The 17097-nt window shown below is 71.0% G+C and carries 18 protein-coding genes; 10 read left to right on the top strand and 8 right to left on the bottom strand.

Annotation, left to right across the window (positions count from 1 at the left end):
* Positions 1 to 173 precede the first annotated feature (173 nt).
* The 5 genes from tilS (at position 174) to ACH4TP_RS36855 (ending at position 5713) form a co-directional block, all read left to right on the top strand.
* A complete protein-coding gene (gene tilS / locus ACH4TP_RS36875; RefSeq protein WP_389237554.1) occupies positions 174 to 1172 on the top strand; it encodes a tRNA lysidine(34) synthetase TilS in 999 nt (332 codons plus the stop codon).
* A 41-nt stretch (positions 1173 to 1213) separates the two neighbouring features.
* Entirely contained in the window at positions 1214 to 1753 is a 540-nt protein-coding gene (gene hpt, locus ACH4TP_RS36870) for a hypoxanthine phosphoribosyltransferase (RefSeq protein WP_116165458.1), read from the top strand.
* Between the two features lie 171 nt (positions 1754 to 1924).
* Entirely contained in the window at positions 1925 to 3943 is a 2019-nt protein-coding gene (gene ftsH / locus ACH4TP_RS36865; RefSeq protein ID WP_389237556.1) for an ATP-dependent zinc metalloprotease FtsH, read from the top strand.
* Between the two features lie 102 nt (positions 3944 to 4045).
* Positions 4046 to 4651, top strand: a complete 606-nt coding sequence (folE, locus tag ACH4TP_RS36860) for a GTP cyclohydrolase I FolE (protein WP_398440316.1) — start codon at positions 4046 to 4048, stop codon at positions 4649 to 4651.
* Between the two features lie 69 nt (positions 4652 to 4720).
* The gene (locus ACH4TP_RS36855) at positions 4721 to 5713 is read left to right on the top strand and encodes a hypothetical protein (RefSeq protein WP_398440315.1); all 993 of its coding nucleotides are present in this window, start codon (positions 4721 to 4723) and stop codon (positions 5711 to 5713) included.
* A gap of 8 nt (positions 5714 to 5721) precedes the next feature.
* Here the strand turns inward: ACH4TP_RS36855 and ACH4TP_RS36850 are convergent, their stop codons facing one another.
* From ACH4TP_RS36850 to ACH4TP_RS36820, 7 genes are all read right to left on the bottom strand, one after another.
* The gene (locus tag ACH4TP_RS36850; RefSeq protein WP_398440314.1) at positions 5722 to 6255 is read right to left on the bottom strand and encodes a hypothetical protein; all 534 of its coding nucleotides are present in this window, start codon (positions 6253 to 6255) and stop codon (positions 5722 to 5724) included.
* A gap of 34 nt (positions 6256 to 6289) precedes the next feature.
* Positions 6290 to 6775: a DUF3180 domain-containing protein gene (locus ACH4TP_RS36845; protein WP_398191069.1), complete on the bottom strand. Its 486-nt coding sequence runs from the start codon at positions 6773 to 6775 to the stop codon at positions 6290 to 6292.
* A 49-nt stretch (positions 6776 to 6824) separates the two neighbouring features.
* Positions 6825 to 7424 carry a 2-amino-4-hydroxy-6-hydroxymethyldihydropteridine diphosphokinase gene (gene folK / locus ACH4TP_RS36840; RefSeq protein WP_398191066.1) on the bottom strand — a complete coding sequence of 200 codons (600 nt, stop codon included), beginning with the start codon at positions 7422 to 7424 and terminating at the stop codon, positions 6825 to 6827.
* Positions 7421 to 7780, bottom strand: coding sequence for a dihydroneopterin aldolase (gene folB / locus ACH4TP_RS36835; RefSeq protein ID WP_017240053.1), 360 nt, complete (start codon positions 7778 to 7780; stop codon positions 7421 to 7423). The genes folK and folB overlap by 4 nt, the downstream gene beginning before the upstream one ends.
* 121 nt (positions 7781 to 7901) lie before the next feature.
* Positions 7902 to 8321, bottom strand: a complete 420-nt coding sequence (locus ACH4TP_RS36830; protein ID WP_389237674.1) for a nuclear transport factor 2 family protein — start codon at positions 8319 to 8321, stop codon at positions 7902 to 7904.
* 65 nt (positions 8322 to 8386) lie between these two features.
* Positions 8387 to 9247: a dihydropteroate synthase gene (gene folP / locus ACH4TP_RS36825; protein ID WP_398191063.1), complete on the bottom strand. Its 861-nt coding sequence runs from the start codon at positions 9245 to 9247 to the stop codon at positions 8387 to 8389.
* A 28-nt stretch (positions 9248 to 9275) separates the two neighbouring features.
* On the bottom strand, positions 9276 to 11144 hold the full coding sequence (locus ACH4TP_RS36820; protein WP_398440313.1) for a phosphatidylglycerol lysyltransferase domain-containing protein: 1869 nt from the start codon (positions 11142 to 11144) through the stop codon (positions 9276 to 9278).
* Positions 11145 to 11309: 165 nt separating this feature from the next.
* On the opposite strand from ACH4TP_RS36820, the gene ACH4TP_RS36815 reads away from it, so the two are divergent.
* Positions 11310 to 12422 carry an alpha/beta hydrolase gene (locus tag ACH4TP_RS36815; RefSeq protein ID WP_389237569.1) on the top strand — a complete coding sequence of 371 codons (1113 nt, stop codon included), beginning with the start codon at positions 11310 to 11312 and terminating at the stop codon, positions 12420 to 12422.
* 2 nt (positions 12423 to 12424) lie between these two features.
* On the opposite strand, the gene ACH4TP_RS36810 is transcribed toward ACH4TP_RS36815, so the two are convergent.
* Positions 12425 to 13393 carry an ABC transporter ATP-binding protein gene (locus ACH4TP_RS36810; RefSeq protein ID WP_389237571.1) on the bottom strand — a complete coding sequence of 323 codons (969 nt, stop codon included), beginning with the start codon at positions 13391 to 13393 and terminating at the stop codon, positions 12425 to 12427.
* A gap of 142 nt (positions 13394 to 13535) precedes the next feature.
* Here ACH4TP_RS36810 and ACH4TP_RS36805 point away from each other — a divergent pair, with 142 nt between their 5' ends.
* From ACH4TP_RS36805 to ACH4TP_RS36790, 4 genes are all read left to right on the top strand, one after another.
* On the top strand, positions 13536 to 14222 hold the full coding sequence (locus tag ACH4TP_RS36805) for an ABC transporter permease (protein WP_398440312.1): 687 nt from the start codon (positions 13536 to 13538) through the stop codon (positions 14220 to 14222).
* Between the two features lies 1 nt (position 14223).
* The gene (locus tag ACH4TP_RS36800) at positions 14224 to 14889 is read left to right on the top strand and encodes an ABC transporter permease (RefSeq protein ID WP_398191054.1); all 666 of its coding nucleotides are present in this window, start codon (positions 14224 to 14226) and stop codon (positions 14887 to 14889) included.
* A gap of 74 nt (positions 14890 to 14963) precedes the next feature.
* On the top strand, positions 14964 to 15953 hold the full coding sequence (locus ACH4TP_RS36795; protein ID WP_389237577.1) for an ABC transporter substrate-binding protein: 990 nt from the start codon (positions 14964 to 14966) through the stop codon (positions 15951 to 15953).
* 130 nt (positions 15954 to 16083) lie between these two features.
* On the top strand, positions 16084 to 17076 hold the full coding sequence (locus ACH4TP_RS36790; protein ID WP_389237579.1) for a hypothetical protein: 993 nt from the start codon (positions 16084 to 16086) through the stop codon (positions 17074 to 17076).
* Positions 17077 to 17097: the final 21 nt, after the last annotated feature.

Genomic DNA, 17097 nt, shown 5'->3' with positions numbered 1-17097 from the left:
ACACCCCACCAATCACCCATCCGAGGGACCCTGGGCACGGGGTGAGGCGTGCAATGCTCGGGTAACGGCCGGGTTTCTGTCACCATCGACGCACTCTGAGTGACCGAACCCCCCTTTCCGACCGTTAAGACTCCGACCGAGGCACCCCACCCCCATCACGAAGGGAACCGGACATGGGTCCCCATCCTGCGGTCGCGGCGATACGCCTGGCGGTCCGCCGCGTACTCCACGACGTCCTCACCGACCACACCACCGACGACGCGCCGCTGGTGCTCGTCGCCTGCTCCGGAGGCGCCGACTCCATGGCACTCGCCTCCGCCCTCGCCTTCGAGGCCCGCAAACTCCCCGTGCGCGCCGGCGGCGTCACCGTCGACCACGGCCTCCAGGACGGCTCCGAGAGCCGCGCCGCCGAGGTCGCCGGACGCATGACCGCCCTCGGCCTCACCCCCGTCGAGGCCGTCACCGTCACCGTCGGCCGCGAAGGCGGACCCGAGGCCGCCGCCCGCGACGCGCGGTACGCCGCCCTGGACGCCGCCGCCGAACGCCACGGCGCCGCGGCGGTCCTCCTCGGCCACACCCGCGACGACCAGGCCGAGACCGTCCTCCTCGGCCTCGCCCGCGGCTCCGGCATCCGCTCCCTCTCCGGCATGGCCGCCGTCTCCGGCACCTCCGGCCGCTACCGGCGCCCGTTCCTCCAGCTCGACCGCCAGACCGTCCGCAAGGCCTGCATCGCCCAGGAACTCGCCGTCTGGGACGACCCGCACAACAGCGACCCCGCCTACACCCGCTCCCGGCTCCGCCACGAGGGCCTCCCCGCCCTGGAGAAGGCCCTCGGCAAGGGCGTCGTCGAAGCCCTCGCCCGAACGGCCCAGCTCTCCCGCGACGACGCCGACGCCCTCGACACCTGGGCCGCCGACGCCGAGACCGCCGTACGCGACGAGGCGGGCGCCCTCGAATGCGCCAAGCTCTTCGGGCTGCCCCCCGCCGTACGCCGCCGAGTCCTGCGCCGCGCCGTGATCGCCGAGGGCGCCCCCGCCGGCTCCCTCTTCGCCCGACACATCGAGGAAGTCGACCGGCTCATCACCGGCTGGCGCGGTCAGGGAGCCATCAACCTGCCCGGACGCGTCGAAGCCCGTCGGCAGGGTGGCAGACTTGTCATCCGGCAAGGCTGACGCACGCTGCAACGAAAGTGACCCGGGTGAACGAGAAGGACATGGGCACCGACCTCCAGTCGGTGCTCATCACCAAGGAAGAGATCGACGCCAAGCTGGCAGAGCTGGCCGCGAAGATCGACGCGGAATACGCGGGCAAGGACCTGCTCATCGTCGGCGTCCTCAAGGGCGCCGTGATGGTGATGGCGGATCTGGCTCGCGCCCTTTCCACCCCCGTCACCATGGACTGGATGGCCGTCTCCTCCTACGGCGCCGGCACCCAGTCCTCGGGTGTCGTCCGGATCCTCAAGGACCTCGACACCGACATCAAGGGCAAGCACGTCCTGATCGTCGAGGACATCATCGACTCCGGTCTGACCCTGTCCTGGCTGCTGTCGAACCTCGGCTCGCGCGAGCCCGCCTCCCTCGAGGTGGTCACCCTCCTGCGCAAGCCGGAGGCCGCGAAGGTCGCGATCGACGTCAAGTGGATCGGCTTCGACATCCCCAACGAGTTCGTCGTCGGCTACGGCCTCGACTACGCCGAGAAGTACCGGAACCTCCCCTTCGTCGGCACGCTCGCCCCGCACGTCTACGGCGGCTGAGACCCCCTCCGCACGGGGAACCCGTACCGCCTTCCCTCCGTTGAACCACGGGAAGGCGGTCGCGGGCGACGATGCTGAGGTACCGTCCGAAGAACAGCTTTTTCACATAGCAGCTCTCACAGCAGCATTTACCTACGGGCAGGAGGGACGGGGCGTTCTCGCTCCGTATGGATGGACGTGAAGCGATACTTCCGTGGGCCGGTCATGTGGATCGTGCTGGCCGTCCTCGCCGTGGTCGTGCTGATGCAGGTCGTCGGCTCGTCCGAGGGCTACAAGACGGTGGACACCGGCCAGGTCGTCCAGGCGATCGACAAGAACCAGGTCAAGCAGGCAAAGATCACCACCGGTGACGAGCAGATCATCAAGATCGACCTCGTCGACGGTCAGAAGATCAACAAGAGCGACAAGGTCCAGGCCAGCTACATCGGCACCCAGGGCGCGGACCTCGCCGACAAGCTCCAGGAGAAGTTCGAGGCCGGACAGATCGAGAAGGGCTACACCGTCTCCCCGACGAAGCAGTCGCCCTTCGTCTCGATCCTGCTCTCGCTCCTCCCCTTCGTCCTCATCGTGGTCGTCTTCCTCTTCCTGATGAACCAGATGCAGGGCGGCGGCTCCCGCGTCATGCAGTTCGGCAAGTCCAAGGCGAAGCTCATCACCAAGGACACCCCGAAGACCACGTTCGCCGACGTCGCCGGCTCGGACGAGGCCGTCGAGGAACTCCACGAGATCAAGGAATTCCTCCAGGAGCCCGCGAAGTTCCAGGCCGTCGGCGCCAAGATCCCCAAGGGCGTCCTGCTCTACGGCCCGCCCGGAACCGGCAAGACGCTCCTCGCGCGCGCCGTCGCCGGCGAGGCCGGGGTCCCCTTCTACTCGATCTCCGGCTCCGACTTCGTCGAGATGTTCGTCGGCGTCGGCGCCTCCCGCGTCCGCGACCTCTTCGAGCAGGCCAAGGCGAACGCCCCGGCGATCGTCTTCGTCGACGAGATCGACGCCGTCGGACGCCACCGCGGCGCCGGCCTCGGCGGCGGCCACGACGAGCGCGAGCAGACGCTCAACCAGCTCCTCGTCGAGATGGACGGCTTCGACGTCAAGGGCGGCGTCATCCTCATCGCCGCCACGAACCGCCCCGACATCCTCGACCCCGCGCTCCTGCGCCCCGGCCGCTTCGACCGGCAGATCGCCGTCGACCGCCCGGACATGCAGGGCCGCCTGGAGATCCTCAAGGTCCACCAGAAGGGCAAGCCGGTCGCCCCGGACGTCGACCTCTCGGCCGTCGCCCGCCGCACCCCCGGCTTCACCGGCGCGGACCTCTCCAACGTCCTCAACGAGGCGGCGCTCCTCACCGCCCGCGGCGACCAGAAGCTGATCGACAACAAGGCGCTGGACGAGGCGATCGACCGCGTGGTCGCGGGCCCGCAGAAGCGGACCCGGATCATGTCGGACAAGGAGAAGAAGATCACCGCGTACCACGAGGGCGGCCACGCCCTCGTCGCGGCGGCCTCGCCGAACGCCGACCCGGTCCACAAGATCACCATCCTGTCCCGCGGCCGCGCCCTGGGCTACACGATGGTCCTGCCGGACGAGGACAAGTACTCCACCACCCGCAACGAGATGCTCGACCAGCTGGCGTACATGCTGGGCGGCCGCGCCGCGGAGGAGCTCGTCTTCCACGACCCGACCACCGGCGCCGCCAACGACATCGAGAAGGCCACCGCCACGGCCCGCGCGATGGTCACCCAGTACGGCATGACCGAGCGGCTCGGCGCCATCAAGTTCGGCGGCGACAACACCGAGCCCTTCCTCGGCCGCGAGATGGCGCACCAGCGCGACTACTCGGAAGAGGTCGCCGCGCTGGTCGACGAAGAGGTCAAGAAGCTCATCGAGACCGCGCACAACGAGGCCTGGGAGATCCTCGTCGAGAACCGCGACGTCCTCGACAACCTGGTCCTCGCGCTCCTCGAGAAGGAGACCCTGGGCAAGGAGGAGATCGCCGAGATCTTCGCCCCCATCGTCAAGCGCCCGGCCCGCCCGGCCTGGACCGGCTCCGCCCGCCGCACCCCGTCCACGCGCCCGCCGGTCCTCTCCCCCAAGGAGCTGGCCCTGACGAACAGCGCCAACGGCACGGCCACCCCCTCGGTCGACACCACCAAGGGCATCGACATCGCCCCCGTCGACACCCCCGAGGACTGACCGCCCCGGCACCCCGGAATGGAAGCCGCGCCCCCACAGGTTCTAGCCTGTGGGGGCGCGGCTCTTTCGCGCGCACATCAGTCAGACGGAACGAGGCACAGGATGACCGACCCGGTGACGCTGGACGGCGAGGGCACGATCGGCGAGTTCGACGAGAAGCGCGCCGAGAACGCCGTACGAGAGCTCCTCATCGCGGTCGGCGAGGACCCGGACCGCGAGGGACTCAAGGAGACGCCGGCGCGCGTTGCGCGGGCGTACAGGGAGCTGTTCTCGGGCCTGTGGATGAAGCCCGAGGATGTCCTCACGACGACGTTCGACCTGGGGCACGACGAAATGGTCCTCGTGAAGGATATCGAACTGGTATCGCAATGCGAGCATCATCTCCTGGCATTCCATGGCGTAGCTCACATTGGTTATATTCCGGCTGAATCGGGCAAAATTACTGGCCTGTCGAAGCTGGCCCGCTTGGTGGATGTCTTTGCCCGGCGTCCGCAGGTGCAGGAGCGTCTCACGACGCAGATCGCCGACTCGCTGATGGAGATCCTTGAGGCGCGCGGCGCGATCGTCGTCATCGAGGCCGAGCACATGTGCATGACGCTGCGCGGAGTGCGCAAGCCGGGTGCGAAGACGACGACCTCGGCGGTACGCGGCCAACTTCGTGACGCTACTACACGTGCTGAGGCTATGTCCCTGATATTGGCCCGCTAGTAGCGGACTGTCCGGCTTGCTCCATAGCGTCCTTGATCAGCGGAGTTCCTCGCTGATCAAGGGGGCGGTATGGGCTACGGACCGACCAGCAAGATGCTGGTCAACCTGGTGGACGGCTGCACGCAGGCCAAGAACGTGGTTCCGGGCAGCGTGATGTGGACGCTGGACGGCGACCGGACGGTGCAGACCGCGGTCGTGGACGTGACGGCGGTGAAGGGGCGGCAGGCCGTCGATGTGGTCACGGACCACATGACCTTCACTGCCGGTCCGGACCTGCTGCTGCTCACACCGGACGGGTGGACGCGTGCGGCGGACGTGGCGGGGACGACGGTCGCCTGGACGCATGCGAAGAAGCTGTGCCGGGAGCGACTGACGATCCGGCCGGGGTACGAGTTCGGCTATTTCGTGGGGGCCACGTGCGCCGACGGTACGGTCGGCAAGAACTACGTGTCGCTGATCGTGAACGAGGAGGACTTCGCCTTCCGGTACGCGACCGCACTGACCGCCTGCATGGGCCTCCCTGCTCGTCTGGAAGCGGTGACCCGGCCCTCCGGCTACCTGAAGCGGGACCTGCCGGGTTTCCGGGTACGGGTGGTGTCCTCGTATCTTTCCGATGCGATGCGGCACTACGTCGGCGGCGACGCCCACCACATGCGGCAGAGTTTTCCGCGAGTGGTACTTAGGGACGCCGCCACCTTCCAGGGCTTCCTCGACGGGTACATCGATGGTGACGGCTGCGATCTCAAGCATGGCTGGGGCCGTGTGATCGTGAGCGCCAACGTTCCCTTCCTGGTCGAGCTGGCGCAGGTCATCGGCGCCCGGTTCACCCCGTCGAAGCGAGGGCTGGCCTCTCGGCTCTACGTGTCGAATCGCTGGGCCGCCCGAGGCACGTACGCCCCAGAGCGCCACCCGCTCGAGCCACCCGAGTCCTCCTGGGTCCAGGTCCACGAGGTCCGCCCCCGCCCCGCGCTCGGCACCAAGCCCTTCACCTTCTACAGCTACCGGCTCGCCCCGCACCCGACCTTCCTGGTGAACGGGCACCTCGCGCGCGAGCCCTGGTAGGGGCGGCTTCAGTTCAGCGTGCTCGCGGCGAGCATCGGCGAGTAGATCACGGCGGCCGCCACGAGCCCGCGACGCCACGCGAAGCCGTGGTGGCGGGGGACGGGGCCCGGGGGGCTGCGGCGGTCGGTGGGGTGGGTGGCGGTGTGGTGGGCGGCGCGCAGGATGGTCTGGGCTCTGCGGTGGGTGATGTTTCCGGTGACGGCGCCGATGACGGAGTCTCCGTAGGAGATCGAGCCGAGGGTGGTTCCGTCGCGTAGGTGGAGGGCCAGGCCGGCGGTGCTGTCGATGCGCGTGACGTCCTGCCATGCGACGGCTGTGCTGATGAGGAAGTGCGTGGTGGAGACGTGGGTGGCCGTGTAGCGGTAGGTGGAGTCCCAGCCGAGGGTCCAGAGGAAGAGGGCCGTGGTCGCCATGGCGAGCCCGACCCCGAATCCGTCGTTCTCGTCGGCGAGGGCGACGAACAGTCCGATGGCGTAGAAGCCGGCTCCGAAGGCCATGCTCGTCCAGGCGAACGTCTTGCGGCGTACGGCTTTCGGGCGCATCCCGAACCACCCTCCCGGCGGCATCCTGCCAGGTTCAGGAGACGGGGGCGTGGCCCTTGCCGTTCTCGTCGTCCTCCGGGAGCTTGCACACCCGTTCCAGGAAGAGGGCGGCGGCGATGACGGCGATGCCGGCGGCGACGGCGAAGGCGGCGTAGATGGCCTGGTCGCGGCGGGCGGGGATGTCGAGGGAGCCGAGGAGGAAGACGCCCGTGCCGCCGTACATGCCGGCGACGAGGGCGGCGACGAGGGCGCTCGCCTGGCCGAAGACCACCGCGCGGGCCGCCATGAGGGGTTCGACGCCCTTGGCGCCGGGGCGGCGCTCGCGCTGGGCCTTGAGGCGGGCGCGGATCGAGAGGGCGGTCGCGGTGAGGACGACGGCGATCACGGCGAGGACGATGGGCGCGGCGAGCGGCACGCTGGGGAGGGTGCCGACGGCGTCCCAGAGCCGGGCGGCACCCCAGGAGAGGATGCCGGCGACCAAGAACAGTCCGGTGAGCACTTTCAGCCGCAGTTGTTTCACCGGATGTCCTTCGTGTCGTCGCGCGGGCGGTCTTGCACGAGCGTAACGACTACTCCGGGAGACGGAGTTCCAGGTCGGGGCGGGGCGTGACGCCTTCGCGGCCGAGGGCGGCGAGGAGGTCGGCGATCGGTCCGTGGCCGGGGAGCTGGGCGTCGGGGTCCACGTCGTGCCAGGGGGCGAGGACGAAGGCGCGCAGGTGGGCGCGGGGGTGCGGGAGGGTGAGGACGGGGTCCTCGGAGACCACGTCCGCGTAGGCGACGATGTCGACGTCGATGGTGCGGGCGCCCCAGCGCTCCTCGCGGACGCGGTGGAAGGCCTCCTCGACGGCGTGGGCCCGCTCCAGGAGGGAGGAGGGCGGCAGGGTCGTCCTCACGAGGGCGACGGCGTTGAGGTACGAGGGCTGGCTGCCGGGGTCGACGCCCCAGGGCGCCGTCTCGTAGACGGGGGAGACGGCCTTGACCCGGAGGCCGGGGGTGTCGCCGAGGGCGTCGACGGCGCCCTGGAGGGTCTCCAGGCGGTTGCCGAGGTTGGCGCCGAGGGCGAGGACGGCCCAGTGGGGGTTGGAGAGGGTGGTGTCGGCGGCGTCGACGGTCGCGACGACGGAGGCCGGCACGGGCTGGACGGTGGGGTCGCTCTGCGTCGGTTTCATCGTCGGCTCCGGGTGATCGTGATGGTCACGTCGTCGAAGGGCACGGTGATGGGCGCGTCCGGCTTGTGGACGACGACTTCCACCTCTTGTACCCCGGCGTGGCTGAGGCACTGCTGGGCGATGCGCTCGGCGAGGGTTTCGATGAGGTCGACGGGCTCGCCCTGGACGACGTCGACGACCTCTTCGGCGACGATGCCGTAGTGCACGGTCTTCGCCAGGTCGTCGTCGGCCGCCGCAGGGCGGGTGTCCAGGCCGAGGACCAGGTCCACGATGAAGGTCTGGCCCTCCTCGCGCTCCTTGGGGAAGACGCCGTGATGGCCTCGGGCCTTGAGGCCGCGCAGCGCGACACGATCCACGCGAATCACTCCTGCTGTCGTAGTTCGGGTGGTCACGCAGCCGGGTGCGGACGGCCGGGTGTCCACTTCGAATCTACCTGCGGGGACCGACAGCGCTTGCCCTTGGGGGGCCGGGGGCGCGTCAGGCGGGTGGATTCGAAGCCTCGGGGCCGTCTTCCGGACCGCCCGTCTCCTCGGTGTCGCCCAGGACGGGGGAGGCGTGGTGGGACCAGATCCGCCAGCCTCCGGGTGTGCGGCGGAACACATTGGTGGCGACGACGAGCTGGCCGACGAGGGGGCCGAGTTCGGCGCCGTCCTCGGCGGGGCCGCCGCTGAGGATGTTCTCGGTGCAGGTGACGAGGGCGGTGTCGCCGGCGAGGGAGATCCGCAGGTCGGTGAGGAAGAACTGGATGTAGTCGGTGTTCGCCATGATCAGGGCGTACGAGCGGAGCACCTCGCCGCGGCCGGTGAGGACGGGCCAGCCGGGGTGGACGCAGGTGATGGGGGTGGCTCCGTCGTCGAGCCAGAGGGCGGAGAGGCGTTCGAAGTCGCCGGTCTCCATGGCCTCGTAGAAGGTGGTGTTGGCGGCTTCGACGGCCGCCTCGTCGGTGGCGCGGTCCGCGCGGCTCACGCGGCGCCCTCGACGGCCCTGGCGACGCGTACGGCGTCGGCGGTGGCCCGTACCTCGTGGACGCGGACGGCCCACGCGCCCGCGTGGGCGGCGAGGGCGGAGACGGCGGCGGTGGCGGCGTCGCGCTCGCGGGCGGGTGGCGGGGCGGCGCCCTCGCGGGTGAGGACGTGGCCGAGGAACCGCTTGCGGGAGGCGGCGACGAGGAGGGGGCGGCCGAGGGCGCGGAGCTCGGGGAGGTGGGCGACGAGGGCCAGGTCGTGGGGGGCGAGCTTGGCGAAGCCGAGGCCGGGGTCGATGACGATCCGCTCGGGGGCGATGCCGCCGTCGATGACGGCTTCCATGCGGGTGCGGAGTTCGGTGAGGACCTCGCCGACGACGTCGTCGTAGACGGCGAGGCTGTTCATGTCGGCGCTGAAGCCGCGCCAGTGCATGACGACGAAGGGGACTTCGGCGGCGGCGACGGCGGGGACCATGCCGGGGTCGGCGAGGCCGCCGCTGACGTCGTTGACGAGGACGGCGCCGGCTTCGACGGCGCGGGCGGCGACGGTGGCGCGCATGGTGTCGACGGAGACGGTGACGCCTTCGGCGGCGAGGCCGCGGACGACGGGGATGACGCGGCGGAGCTCTTCGTCCTCGTCGACGCGGGTGGCGCCGGGGCGGGTGGACTCGCCGCCGACGTCGACGAGGTCGGCGCCCTCGGCGACCAGGTCGAGGCCGTGTTTGACGGCGGCCGTGGTGTCGAACCAGCGGCCGCCGTCGGAGAAGGAGTCGGGGGTCACGTTGACCACGCCCATGACCGCGCAGCGGTCCCACTCCGGCAGGCCGAGCGCCGTGCCCCGGTCGATCGTCGTACTCATGTGTCCAGCGTAGGGCCCAGGGGCGATATCAGGCCGCGCGGACCTCTCGGTCGGGCGTCTGGGCGGGGATGACGTGGGCGCAGGGGCGGGGGGCGCGGGCGGGGCGCCTGCGGGTGAAGGGGAGGGGCAGGGAGAAGTTCACGAAGCCTTCGGCCTGCATGGCGGCGAAGCCGATGCGGGGGAGGTCGCCGCTTTTGCGGTAGACGACGAAGCGGGGTTCCCAGCGTGGCTGGAACTTGGCGTTGAACTTGTAGAGGGACTCGATTTGGAACCAGCGGGAGAGGAAGACGAGGAGTCCGCGCCAGAGGCGCAGGACGGGGCCGGCGCCGATCTTCTCGCCGCGGGCGAGGGCGGCGCGGAACATGGCGAAGTTGAGGGACACGCGCGTGATGCCGAGGGCGGGGGAGGCCTGGAGGGCGGCGACGATGAGGAGCTCGTTCATGCCGGGGTCGGCGGAGCGGTCGCGGCGCATGAGTTCGAGGGACATGCCGTCGGGGCCCCAGGGCACGAAGTGGATGATCGCCTTGAGGTCGCCGTAGGGGGAGTCCGCGGAGGAGCCGGTCCCGTCGGTGTCGTCCGTCTTGTGGGCGGTCGCTATCACGGCGTCGCCGTCGCCGGGGGCGCCGATGCGGCCGAGGGCCATGGAGAAGCCGCGTTCGGTGTCGGTGCCGCGCCAGTCGGCGGCGGCGCGGCGGACGCGTTCGAGTTCCTCGTCGTCGAGGTCACGGACGCGGCGGACCTGGGTGGTGTAGCCGTTGCGTTCGATGCGCTTGACCATCTGTCGGACGTTGCGCATGGCCCGTCCGGAGAGGGAGAAATCCGCGACGTCGACCACCGCCTCGTCGCCGAGTTCGAGGGCGTCGAGGCCGGTCTCGCGGGTCCAGACCTGGCCGCCGGTCTCGGAGCAGCCCATGACGGCGGGGGTCCAGGAGTGGGCCTTGGCCTCGTCCATGAAGCGTTCGATGGCGCCGGGCCAGGCCTCGACGTCGCCGATGGGGTCGCCGCTGGCGAGCATGACGCCGGAGACGACGCGGTAGCAGACGGCGGCCTTGCCGCTGGGGGAGAAGACGACGCCCTTGTCGCGGCGGAGCGCGAAGTGGCCGAGGGAGTCGCGGCCGCCGTGCTGGGCGAGGAGGGCGCGGAGCCGGGTCTCGTCGTCGTCGGTGAGGCGGGCGGCGGGGTGCTCGGGGCGGAAGGCGAGGTAGATGGTGGTGAGGGCGGTGAGCATCCCGAGGGCGCCGAGGGAGTAGCCGACGGTCCAGTCGGTGCCCTTGGTGTAGGAGACGGGGCCTTCGACGCCGATGAGTCCGTACAGGACGTGTTCGAGGCGGTCGGTGAGGCTGGGGTCGCCGATGACGCGGCGGGGGTGGACGCTGACGATGACGAGGCCGAGGGCGATGGATCCGGCGCCCATGACGACGAAGTTGGCGAGGGCCCGCCAGCGGCTGCTCGGGTCGGGGAGGGCGGCGAACTCACCCCGGTGGCGTACGAGGAGGGTGAGGAGTACGAGGGAGAGGAGGGCTCCGAGGACGGAGTGGCGCCAGACGAACTGGGAGGCGGCGCCGAGGGGGAGGAGGACGACGGCGGCGCGCCAGGCGCGGCGCTTGTTCCGCTTGAGGCCGTGGGCGAGGAGCAGGAGGAGGACGCCGGCGCTCAGGGAGACGGCGGCGGAGAGGGGCGCGAGGGTGCCGAAGGTGCCGGGGAGGACTTCGGCGATGGTGTGCATGCGGCTGGCGCGGAAGCGGGGGAAGACCCCGGCGGCGATGTCGATGAGGCCGACGAGGGTGCATGCCGTGCCGACGAGGGCGGGGACCTTCTCGGGGCGGGGGCCGCGGAGAATCCGCCGCACCTGAACCGGAACCAATCCGGATTTGTCCCCATCTAGCGTGACAGACATGGCTTCCCGTACTTCCCGTGGTCCTGCGCAGGGTCCTTGACTCCGGTCGGGCCCTGCGGCGCGTCGGCGGGCCGTCCCGGCTGGTGCGCCTTCTATGACGAAGGTGTACGGGGTCGGGTTCATTCGTTCTCAGGAAAATCTCGGAAAGAAAGGCACGGTCGTCTCATGGGTCTCACCAGTGACAAAGTCCTCGTGTCGGCCGTGGTGCTGGCCGTGGTGCTGTTCCTGGTCACGGTCTGGCTGTGGCCGAGGCTCGCGCGGCGCGGCTGGCTCCCGGTCACGGGTCGGGTGGGGATGCTGCTCGTGACCCAGGTGGCGCTGTTCGCGGCGGTGGGCCTGGGGGCGAACCGGTCGTTCCTCTTCTACGGCTCCTGGGCGGACCTGTTCGGGCAGGAGCAGGAGCTGGGGGTGGTCGTCGACCACGGTGCCGGTTCGAAGGACGTGCGGGTGCTGGGGACGCAGGCGCTCGACGTGCCGGGCGGCGGCCGTCCGTCGGTCGGGGGGCAGGTCCAGAAGGTCCTGGTGGAGGGGGAGCGGTCGAAGATCGCCTCGCAGGCCTATGTGTATCTGCCGCCGGAGTACTTCCAGGCGCAGTACGCGAAGCGGAAGTTCCCGGCCGCGGTGGTGCTCACGGGGTATCCGGGCACGGCCGAGAACCTGCTCAAGGCGCTGGACTACCCGAGGAAGGCGTACGCCCAGGCGAAGGCGGGGCGGATGCAGCCGATGATCCTGGTGATGATGCGTCCGACGGTGGCGCCGCCGCGGGACACCGAGTGCGTGGACGTCCCGGGGGGCCCGAAGACGGAGACCTTCTTCGCCGAGGACCTGCCGAAGGCGGTCTCGGGGCTGTACCGGGTGGGGACGAGGGCGCGGAACTGGGGGTTCATGGGGAACTCGACGGGCGGTTACTGCGCGCTGAAGATCGCCCTCCACCATCCGGACCGGTTCGCGGCGGGGGTGGGCCTCTCCGCGTACTACAAGGCGGCGGAGGACGTCACGACCGGGGACCTGTTCCACGGGGACGAGGCCCTGCGCAGGCGGGGCGACCTGCTGTGGAGCCTGGACCACGGGCCGGTGGGAAGCACGTCGTTCCTGGTGACGACGTCGAAGAAGGGCGAGGGCAACCTGAAGTCGACGCGGGAGTTCATCCGGAAGGTGAAGAGCCCGGCGCAGGTCTCGTCGATCGTCCTCGACAGCGGCGGCCACAACTTCAACACGTGGAACCGGGAGATCGCGCCGGGTCTGGTCTGGATGGGTGAGCGGCTCAGCGCGAGCTGACCTCAGTCGGCCGAGGCGCGGCGCAGGGCGCGGTGGACGCCGGCCGGGGTGAGGACGCCGAGCGGCCGGCCGTCCTCGCCGGTGACGGCGAGGCGGCCGGTGTCGTGCTGGAGGAGCACGGCGAGGGCCTCCTTGAGGGAGGTCCCGACGGGGACATGGGCAGGGGCGCCGTCCGCGCCTTCGTGGGGACCGGGCAGGGGGTCGAGGTCGGCCTCGGTGACGGGGGTGACCGCGAGCCGCTTGAGGCCCCGGTCGCTGCCGACGAAGTCCGCGACGTACGGGGTGGCGGGGGAGCCGAGGACGGTGGCGGGCGTGTCGAACTGTTCGATGCGGCCCTGTCCGTAGACGGCCATGCGGTCGCCCATGCGGACGGCCTCCTCGATGTCGTGGGTGACGAGGAGGACGGTCTTGCGGACGGTGGCCTGGAGCGCGAGGAACTCGTTCTGGAGGCGCTCGCGGACGACCGGGTCGACGGCGCCGAAGGGCTCGTCCATGAGGAGGACGGGCGGGTCGGCGGCCAGCGCGCGGGCGACGCCGACGCGCTGGCGCTGGCCGCCGGAGAGCTGGGCGGGGTAGCGGGGGCCGTACACGGCCGGGTCGAGGCCGACGAGGTCGAGGAGTTCGGCGGCACGCGCGCGTGCGGCGGCCTTCTTCCAGCCGAGGAGGGCGGGGACGGTCGCGGTGTTGTCGAGGACCGTGCGGTGGGGGAAGAGCCCGACCTGCTGGATGACGTATCCGATCTTGCGGCGCAGGGCGACCGGGTCGGCGCCCGCGATGTCCTGCCCGTCGACGAGGACGCGGCCCGAGGTCGGCTCGACGAGCCGGTTCACCATCATCATCGTGGTCGTCTTGCCGCAGCCGGACGGGCCGACCAGGGTCACGAGTTCGCCCTCGGCGACCTCGAAGGAGAGGTCGTCGACGGCCGTGGTGCCGTCGTCGTACCGCTTGGTCACGTGCTCGAACCGGATCATGGTTCCCCATTCTGTCCCCTGGACACCGGGGGCGTGTGAAGGGCGTGTTGCCGCATTGTGGCGGGTCCCGGCGATTGTCGGTGGCGGGGGTTAGGGTCGTCACACAAGCGTTCGGGAGGGTGGACGACCGGGGGGAGGGACGATGACCGCGCCGAACTGTCTGGTCACGAACGACTGGATCTGCGGTGAGTACCTGCGCACGCGCGGCGGGGAGTTGACGGACGCGCTGCTCCAGCATGTGGGAATCACCGTCGTGTCGGTGCTGATCGCGCTGGCCGTCGCGGTGCCCCTCGCGCTGCTCGTCCGCGCGAGGCCCCGGTTCGCCGGACCGGTCCTCGGCCTGACCACCCTGCTCTACACGGTGCCGTCGCTCGCGATGTTCTCGCTGCTGCTGCCCCTCTTCGGGCTCTCGGCGGCGCTCGTCGTGACCGGCCTCGTGCTGTACGCGCTGACGATCCTCGTGCGGAACACCCTGGCGGGGCTCGCCGCCGTGCCGGCCGAGACGCGGGAGGCCGCCCGGGGCATGGGGTACGGCTCGCTGCGGCTGCTCTGGCAGGTCGAACTCCCGCTGGCGCTGCCGGTCCTGATGGCGGGTGTGCGGATGGCGACGGTCTCCACGATCGCGCTGACGACGGTCGGTTCGGTCGTCGGCCGCGGGGGCCTGGGCAACCTCATCGAGGACGCGCTGCCGACCTTCTTCAAGGCGCAGATGCTCGCGGCCTCGGTGCTGTGCGTGCTGCTGGCCGTCACCGCCGACCTGCTGCTCCTGGGACTCCAGCGGCTCCTCACGCCGTGGACCCGGATACGGACCGCGCCGGGAGGCAGGTGAGATGGGCATCGTGACGGACGCCTGGGGCTGGCTCGCCACCGGCGCGCACTGGACGGGCGAGGACGGCATCGGGCAGCGGCTCGCCGAGCACGTGTACGTGAGCGGGGCGGCGCTCCTGATCGCCTCGGCGCTCGCGCTTCCCCTCGGCCTGTGGCTCGGCCACCTCGGCCGGGGCGGGGCGCTCGCGGTGAACGTGTCGAACGTGGGGCGGGCGATCCCCGTCTTCGCGGTGCTCGCCCTGTTCATGGTGTCGCCCCTGCGGAACGCCGGCTATGTGCCCACCGTGGTGGCCCTGGTGCTGTTCGCGATCCCCCCGCTCCTCACCAACGCGTACGTGGGGGTGCGGGAGGTGGACCGGGCCGCGGTGCGGGCCGCGCGCGGCATGGGGATGACGGGCGGCCAGCTCTTCCTGAGGGTCGAACTCCCGCTGGCCCGGCCGGTGGTGATGACCGGGATCCGCTCGGCCGCGGTGCAGGTGGTCGCCACGGCGACGGTCGCCGCGATGGTCGGGCAGGGCGGCCTGGGCCGGATCATCACGGCTGGTTTCGCCACGTACGACACCGCGCAGGTGGTCGCGGGCGCCGTGCTCGTGGCGCTGCTCGCCCTGCTGGTGGAGGGCGTCCTGGTGGCCGCGGACCGGCTCGTCGGCCGGCGGCCTTTCGACTGACGGCCTTTCGGTCGACGGCCTTTCGGTCGACGGCCTTCCGACCGACGCAGAAGACTTGTTGAACGCTGACTGGAATGGGTGATCTCGTGAACAGGGTCTCGCGCATCGCGGGCGCGCTGCTGGGTACGGCGGCGCTGACCGCCGCCCTCGCCGCGTGCGGCGGCGACAGCCTGGAGGAAGGCAAGAAGAAGGAGTCCGGGAGCTCCGGCGGCGGGGAGAAGGGCTCGCTGGTGGTCGGCGCGGCCGCCTTCACCGAGGCCAAGGTCCTCGCCGAGCTGTACGCGCAGTCGCTGCGGGCCGCCGGATACTCGGTGTCCATCACCACCGTGAAGAATCGCGAACTGTACGAACCCTCGCTGGAGAAGGGCGAGATCGACGTCGTCCCGGAATACGCGGCGACGATCGCGGAATTCCTCAACGCGAAGGTGAACGGCCCGAAGGCGCCCGAGGACAAGCCGGTCGCCACGGGCGACGTGACGGCCACGGTCGACGCGCTGCGGAAGCTCGCCGAACCGCGCGGTCTGAAGGTCCTCGCGGCCGGAGAGGCCGTCGATCAGAACGCCTTCGCGGTGACGAAGGAATTCGCCGCGAAGAACAAGCTGACGACCCTTTCCGATCTCGGCGGCGCCAAGCTGAAGGTGAAGATCGCGGCCGGGGACGAATGCGCCGTGCGCCCCTTCTGCGCGCCCGGTCTGAAGAAGACGTACGGGATCGACGTGACCGGGATCGACCCCAAGGGCGTCGGTACGCCGCAGGCCAAGCAGGCGGTGAAGGACGGCGTCGACCAGCTGGTCCTGACGACCACCACGGACGCCACGATCGACGGTTACGGCCTCGTCTTCCTCACCGATGACAAGCACCTGCAGAACGCGGACAACGTGCTGCCCGTGGTGAACGCCAAGGACGCCGGCTCTCCGGAGATAGCCGCCGCCCTCGACAAGATCACCAAGGTGCTGACCACGGCGGATCTCGCCGAACTCAACCGCAAGGTGGACGCCGAGCGGGCGAAGCCGGCGGACGTCGCCAAGGAGTATCTGGAGACGAAGGGGCTGCTCAAGAAGTAGGCGGCGGGGGAGGGGAGTCGGCCCGAAACGGAACCGGAACCATTCCTCCCCACTTCCGCTGGCGAGAAGTGGCCAAGAGATTGCCGGGCCGACGCCCCACATGGCGCCTACGCACGGTAAATTTCAGGCCATGCCACGTGGACGCCACCGCCATTCCCCGCCTCTGCACAAACTGCTGCCGCCCTCCGCGGTCGCCGGCGCCGCGGTCGTCTGCGCCGCGGCGGCCTGGCTGCCCGGCGACCCGGTGATCGCGCGGCTGCTCGCGGCCGCGGCGGCCGCTGCCGCCGTCACCGGCGCCGTCCTCATGCGCAGTTGGGACCGGAGCGCCGGTCTGAAGGTCGCCGAGCTCGACCGGGCGCGCGCCGCCGAGGTGTGGAAGGCCGAGGAGCGGACCGCCGAGCTGGAGGCCGACCTGGAGGAGGCCCGCGCGCTGCGCTCCCGGCTCGACGCCAAGCTCCGCGCCAAGCGCGTGGAGCTCGCCGGACTGCGCGGCGAGCACGCCGACCTGCTCCGCCGGTACGCCACCGCCGAGACCGAGCGCGCCAGCGCCCTGGAGGGCCGCCGCGTCCTCGCCCTGGAGACCGGCACCGCCGGGGCCAAGGCGCTGCCGGCCGCGGGCTCCGCGCCCACCCCGGAGGCCTTCCGCCGCGCCGCCCAGGCCCTGCGCGACCTCCCGCGCAACGCCGCCGCCCAGCAGGCCCGCCGGACCGCCGAGGCGGCCCGCGCCCGCGACCTCGCCGAGCGCGCCCGGGAGACGGAGGAGCCGCAGGGGAAGCACGCGGCGGCCGCCGGAACCGAGCAGCACACCCGTACGGCCGCCTCCACCGCCCTGTCGGCCGTTCCCGTCGCGGCCGCGATCGTGCCGTACGCGGCCCGCAGGCCCGCCCCGCGCCCCGAGGGCAACTTCGACTTCTTCGGCACGCAGAACACGCAGAAGGCGGCCGCCGCCATCGAGGCCGTCCAGAACACCGACCTCGCCGACGTCGTGGGCGAGGAGGTCCTGTCCTCCGAGCCGCTCACGCCGCTGCCGTCCCGCGCGATCGGCCAGGTCATCGACCTCACGGCCCACGACGAGACGGAGCAGCTGGACGTGGCGGAACTCCGCGGCGCGGTCAGCTCGTGACGCCGGGCCCCGCACCCGCGC

The sequence above is a fragment of the Streptomyces sp. NPDC021012 genome (assembly GCF_044333355.1).
In the GTDB taxonomy this organism is placed as follows: domain Bacteria; phylum Actinomycetota; class Actinomycetes; order Streptomycetales; family Streptomycetaceae; genus Streptomyces.
Note: the sequence above shows the minus strand (reverse complement) of the source record. Positions and strands in the feature narration are given on the sequence as shown.